This is a genomic window from Oleiphilus sp. HI0061 (assembly GCF_001635675.1).
In genome coordinates, this window is record NZ_LWFE01001190.1 from 1 (window position 1) to 5,599 (window position 5,599).

Here is a 5,599-nt window from a genome sequence, read left to right on the forward strand (position 1 = left end):
AACGCTAGATAAAGGTTCGACAACAGCTCTTTCTCGAACAAACGATTCACCCTCATTTAGGGCGACAGTATAATGCACGATCCCATTCGGCTGAGGTTCGATATCTTTAAATTGATGCACCAGATTCAAAAGAAGTATTGATGCTGTTGTTACAAGAACCATATTTCCATTTGCCTTAGGTTTCCGTTAAGTTTTTCCGCTTTCTATGCCGAAAAAATTATTACGTAAAGATACATTAATTACTTGAAAGGGAAAGATAACCAGTGCTCAAAATATGCTGAGACTAACCGGAACACCAATGATAATGCTCATTCTCTTAGAAAGGCCTTAATTGCGCCCAACATTGTTTCACCGATGCCAGACAGAAAAAAAGAGGCTTCACGCCTCTTTTAGATTTAGAATTTTTCTATCTCGGCGGCACTGACCGCCATTTCCTGGTAATTCCGATAATCAACTGCTCCGATGCTGGAGCCAAGCATATTGGATATTGAGAACAGCTCCATGGACGTCGCACTTTCAGCACTACCCTGGTGAACCTCATTAAGTACGATCACCGCGTAATCTCCACCCATAATTTCGAACCCAACAATATTATCTGCAAACTGTTCTTGCTTAGCTAAGGTAAACAGCTTGGTAACAACTTCACGGTTCAACATCACATCATCCCGTCGAACACCGTTATGCTGCTTCCAATTCACGCCCATTTCTTGAGCGACAGCAACAGCATCCTCACCCGCTGCGATTCTTGAACGATAAGCCTCTCCAACCGATGCCGCAAACTCTGCTGACTTACTTACTTTAATTTCGTCACGCACCTGCTCTTTTACAGATTCAAGCGGCAAAATGCTAGGCTCATGCAAAGCATCAACTCTAAACACAACAGAGCGACCTTCCGCAAATTCAATCAACTCACTGTTATTTTGCTCAGTAACCAGCTCATCCGAAAACAGCACCTTTTGTACTCTCGGGCTTGCGAAAATTTCATTCACAGTATCGCTAGAAACCCCAGCCAACTGCCTCACTTCAAGAGACAGCTCATCAGCTGCCTCTGCCAGATCAGGAGAAGAGTAAGTAATATCTGCAACATTTTCGGCCAGCTCCGCATATAACTGGTCAGCTTCTTCCTTACGATAACGCTCTTCAAGACCAGCACGCATTTCTTCAAATGCCGGAATTTCATTTGTTTCAATCGACTCAAGCTTAATCAAGTGATAACCAAATTCGGTCTTAACCGGAGCGGATACTTCTCCAGCGGCAAGCGCAAACAAAGCGTTCTCAAAATCCGCAACATACACGCCTTTACCAGAACGACCCAAATCACCTCCAGCAGACGCAGAACCTTCATCTTCTGACAACTCTTTAGCCAATGAATCGAACGCTTCACCTGCTAACAACCTAGCTTCTACTGCTTTGATTTTATCCAGTGCCTGCACTTCAGTCGTATCGTCATCAATTTTAATCAATATATGAGCAGCCGTTCGTTCTTCTTCACCTACGAATTCTGCTTTCTCAGTTTCGTACATTACCATGATTCGCTCTTCATCCACCTCAATTGATTCGGCAAGAGACGCGCGATCAATCGTTAAATAAGAGACATCAACATTACGCGCTTTCTTATACGCATCTTTATGCTCTTCATAATAAGTCGCGACATCTTCGTCACTTACCGCGATTGACTCTATATAATCACTTTTGAAAACTGTAGCCAGACCAAAGTCTCTTGTTTGACGATCCAATGCAACAATCTCATCTCTCTCGTTACCGACAACAAATGCTGAAGCGATCAAGCCTGAACGCGCCTGGTCAATAACAAACTGGGATTTCAAGGACTCTTTATATGATTTCAAAGTTAACGCAGCATTACGCAAAATCATCTGCATTCGTTCATTGCTGAACTTTCCATCGACCTTGAATTGGTCAATATTACGAATGTAGTTTTCAACAGCCTCGTCTGAGATATATAAATCTTTACCTTCTGCGTCCAATACCAAGATCTTTTCGTTGATCAGGCCTTCTAAAACTGAAGACTTTAACAAAGACTCTTCGATAAGATCCGGGTCTGCCCTTTCTCCCATCTGCGCAAGAATCTGGCGACGCTTACCTTCAACTGCCCTTAGGAAGTTACGCTCAGTAATCCCTTCACCATTCACCGTCGCTACTTCAGGTTCACCACTCAAACCTCCGACAATAGACTCTGCACCAAAAAGAGCAAAAACCACCACAATGACGCCAACAATAATCTTTGCGACAGTGCCTTGTGAATTATTACGAATGTCTTGAAGCATACCTTGATTCCTGATTCCCGGTTATTTCTTACTATGTTTATTCTTAATCGCTTACCGCCGCCGGCTTAATTTTTCAGAGCAAAGTCCTAAACCGTCATAAGCTTGTAATTTTTCTAGCCGCCGGATTGTACCCTACAGATCCTGATTTTAAAACAAATGAAATCACAAACGACTCCCCTTACTCACTGCATTAGTGAAAAATCCATCGTGTTGCCCCACAGCATTAGATTCAGACGCAAAATCTCCACGCTAAGCTAAACTTGTATAGCTCACTTAAAAACCTACTCAAGAACTCTTTTATGACCGCTACACACACTAAGCCACTCGTTCGCTCTAGGCTATCCAAATTCAATTCACCTCTTCTTGGTGCTTTTTTTTATCCTCGTCCTACTAATTGTAGGTAAAGCTAGCGCACAAACAGAACCCAGGTTATCCGAGTCATTTAGCGAAGCATCTTCTATGATCAAAGAAGCCAAGCTAAGTCAGCAAAAGATTAACAAAACAATCGCATCAACTGAGGCCTTACTTCGCGAATATCAAAGCTTATCGAGAGCCCTGGAACAAACAAATATAAACTTATCACATCAACAACAGATACATTCTCGCCAACAAACAACGTTGATTGACTATGAAGGCCAGCTATCGCAAGTATCGCAAACAGAGAACAGTTTGATACCAATGCTCCTGGAAATGATTGACTGGATTGATACGCAAGTAAATAACGACCTAGCTTTCCACCAACATAAGAGACTGGCACGTATCGCGGCACTCAAAGAAAAAGCATTTAACCCGGAAATACCGATAAGCCACCTTTACCACTCAGTGCTTGAAGCCTTTCAGATTGAAAACGAGTTTGGCTACAGCATTGAGTCATATCAGCAGGAGATCATAATTGATAACAAAGAAGTGGAAGCACAGATACTTCGGGTTGGGCGTATCGGAATGTATTTCCTCAGTCTTGATCAGCAAAGCGCTGGCTATTGGAGCCAACAAAAGCAAAGCTGGCTTCTGGCGAGCCCCGCCCTTCTTGAAAATGTTGCGCAAGGTATTAAGGTAGCCAAGAAGCAGCTTCCACCTTCCCTTTTAACACTTACTGTTGAAGCGGACGGAAATTAATACTATGAAACACCTCCAAAGCGCATTCATTATTTTCTGCCTGCTGACAACTCCTTGTTTGGCTAACGCTAGCACCGAACCGAACGGTAATCCGCAAAACACATTAAATAAGCTGTACCAAAAGATACAACAAGAAAGAACTCAGCAGGCTCAATCAAACCAAGCCCGAGAACGATCTTTTCAGCAACAAAAGCAGCAACAAAAAGAAAAACTTGCGGCCCTTCAAAAGGAGCTTTCCAATAAAAGAAAGGAACTTAAAACCCTCAACCAGACTGTTAGAAAAACCGAACAAAGCATTGACGATGCAAAACATCAGTTAGCAGAACGAAGTCACGCGCTAAAAGACCTGTTCTCTGTGTGGAAGCAAGCTGTTAAAGATGGTCAGTCGAATATGGAGGCCTCCATTATTAGTCATGAGTCACCTGCAAAGCTTGAAACATTTCGCATGCTGGCAACTAAAACAGCACTCCCCGACTCAGATGACTTAAGAGCCCTTTTCGAGCTACTTCAATATGATATTCAGCAAAACCGCCAAAGCCACACCTACCAAGGTGAAGTAATTACAGTAGATGGCCAGCGAAAACAGACGGTTATCCAACGCATTGGTACGTTTACCACGACCAGCGAAGGTAATTTTCTTGTTCACAACCCGGCGAATAACACTCTAAATACGCTTCCAATACAACCAAATTCAAAATACCAAAGAGTCGTTGAGCAAGCCGAATACCAGGCTCTAAGTCCCAACACACCCCTTACAGCGGTAATCGACCCTTCGAACGGTTTGATACTTGAACAGCTGGCACTGATTCCCAGCTTGGAAGATCGCTTCCACCAAGGCGGATATATTGGCTACGCCATTGTCACATTAGGTTTACTAGGGCTCTTACTAAGCTTGTTTAGATGGTTAACAATCAGCTACTCTCAACGAGCAATCAAAAAACAAATGAGATCACCGTAAATTGCAGACGCTAGCAATCCTCTTGGCCGAATAATTCAGGCCTATCAGGCATGCAAAGGAAATGAGGAAAGCAGTTCAAGTGACGAGCAAAGTACTCAGCTAAAACATGATACGCTTGAAGTTCAGCTACAAGAGATCGTTATGTCCGAGATGCCTAAGCTGGATAAGGGCCTGGGGACAATCAAACTACTCGCTGCAGTCGCCCCTCTTCTGGGCTTACTCGGCACCGTTGTTGGCATGATCAATACCTTTCAAAGTATTACTTTAGTCGGAAACGCAGACCCAAAACTAATGGCTGGCGGGATATCACAAGCGCTAATGACTACAGTTCTTGGACTACTGGTAGCCGTGCCACTACTATTCTCTCACAATCTGTTAGCAGCAAAGTCGAAAAAGGTTCTTATGTTCCTTAGCCAGCAAAGCCTAGGCTTTATTGCAAAATATATGAGTGAACAAGGCTCAATAGAAGCTAACGCAGCTCAAGACACTCGCCCTTCCAAGGCAGACTGTTAAGATGACGCAAATTGGTTTCGACTTTTACTCAAGCATTGATCAATTAATCAAGCTCGGTGGTTTACCTGTCGCGGCCATACTGGCTCTGAGTGTATTAATCTTTATACTTTTTTTTGAACGCTTACTATTCCTAAGTCTCAGCTTTAAAAATACAATTTCAATGTTGGAGAAGTACTGGAGCGAAAGTGCTAGCTTGGCAAAGTCAGGACTAAATTCCTGGGACAAGCAAAGAGTTCAGGAAGCGCTGCTTTCTGAGGCAAGAGCAATGACACGCCACTCTTTTTGGCTCTTGAGAGCAGCGATTATTGCTTGTCCGTTAATCGGGCTAATGGGCACGGTAAGTGGAATGGTACTTGTTTTTGATCAAATATCGTTAAGCGGAACTGGAAACCCTCGTTTGATGGCCTCGGGAATATTTCAGGCAACCCTGCCTACCATGGCAGGCATGCTGATATCGATTATAGGGCTTATTATGCAATACATTCTGCGCCGCTTAAGTTTGCGCGCACAAGGTATACTCAAGCATCAATTCCCCCTATTAGAAGAAGGGGGCGTCAAGGCATGAGAACGCGCTTTCCTTTTTTCAACAATGAAGAAGAAGACGTAGAAATCAATATGACACCAATGTTGGATGTCGTATTCATTCTGCTAATTTTCTTTATTGTTACCACCAGTTTCATTCGCGAAGCGGGCGCTAACATTAACCGCCCTCAAGCCCAGACATCCA

General features: G+C 43.4%; 6 protein-coding genes. 5 read left to right on the forward strand and 1 reads right to left on the reverse strand.

The genetic code is table 11. The features are described 5' to 3' along the window. Nucleotides 1–395 precede the first annotated feature (395 nt). Nucleotides 396–2,285, reverse strand: a complete 1,890-nt coding sequence (locus A3735_RS18330) for a SurA N-terminal domain-containing protein (RefSeq protein ID WP_068514852.1) — start codon at nt 2,283–2,285, stop codon at nt 396–398. A 366-nt stretch (nt 2,286–2,651) separates the two neighbouring features. Here A3735_RS18330 and A3735_RS18335 point away from each other — a divergent pair, with 366 nt between their 5' ends. The 5 genes from A3735_RS18335 to A3735_RS18355 form a co-directional block, all read left to right on the forward strand. Beyond that, nucleotides 2,652–3,401, forward strand: a complete 750-nt coding sequence (locus A3735_RS18335) for a DUF3450 domain-containing protein (RefSeq protein WP_197473025.1) — start codon at nt 2,652–2,654, stop codon at nt 3,399–3,401. Between the two features lie 4 nt (nt 3,402–3,405). After that, a complete protein-coding gene (locus A3735_RS18340) occupies nt 3,406–4,359 on the forward strand; it encodes a hypothetical protein (protein WP_068514846.1) in 954 nt (317 codons plus the stop codon). Between the two features lie 33 nt (nt 4,360–4,392). Next, nucleotides 4,393–4,872 carry a MotA/TolQ/ExbB proton channel family protein gene (locus A3735_RS18345; protein ID WP_255374942.1) on the forward strand — a complete coding sequence of 160 codons (480 nt, stop codon included), beginning with the start codon at nt 4,393–4,395 and terminating at the stop codon, nt 4,870–4,872. Nucleotide 4,873: 1 nt separating this feature from the next. Next, entirely contained in the window at nt 4,874–5,437 is a 564-nt protein-coding gene (locus A3735_RS18350; protein WP_068514152.1) for a MotA/TolQ/ExbB proton channel family protein, read from the forward strand. Continuing rightward, on the forward strand, nt 5,434–5,599 hold a 166-nt coding region (locus A3735_RS18355), incomplete at its 3' end, for a biopolymer transporter ExbD (protein WP_197485932.1). The genes A3735_RS18350 and A3735_RS18355, both read left to right, overlap by 4 nt.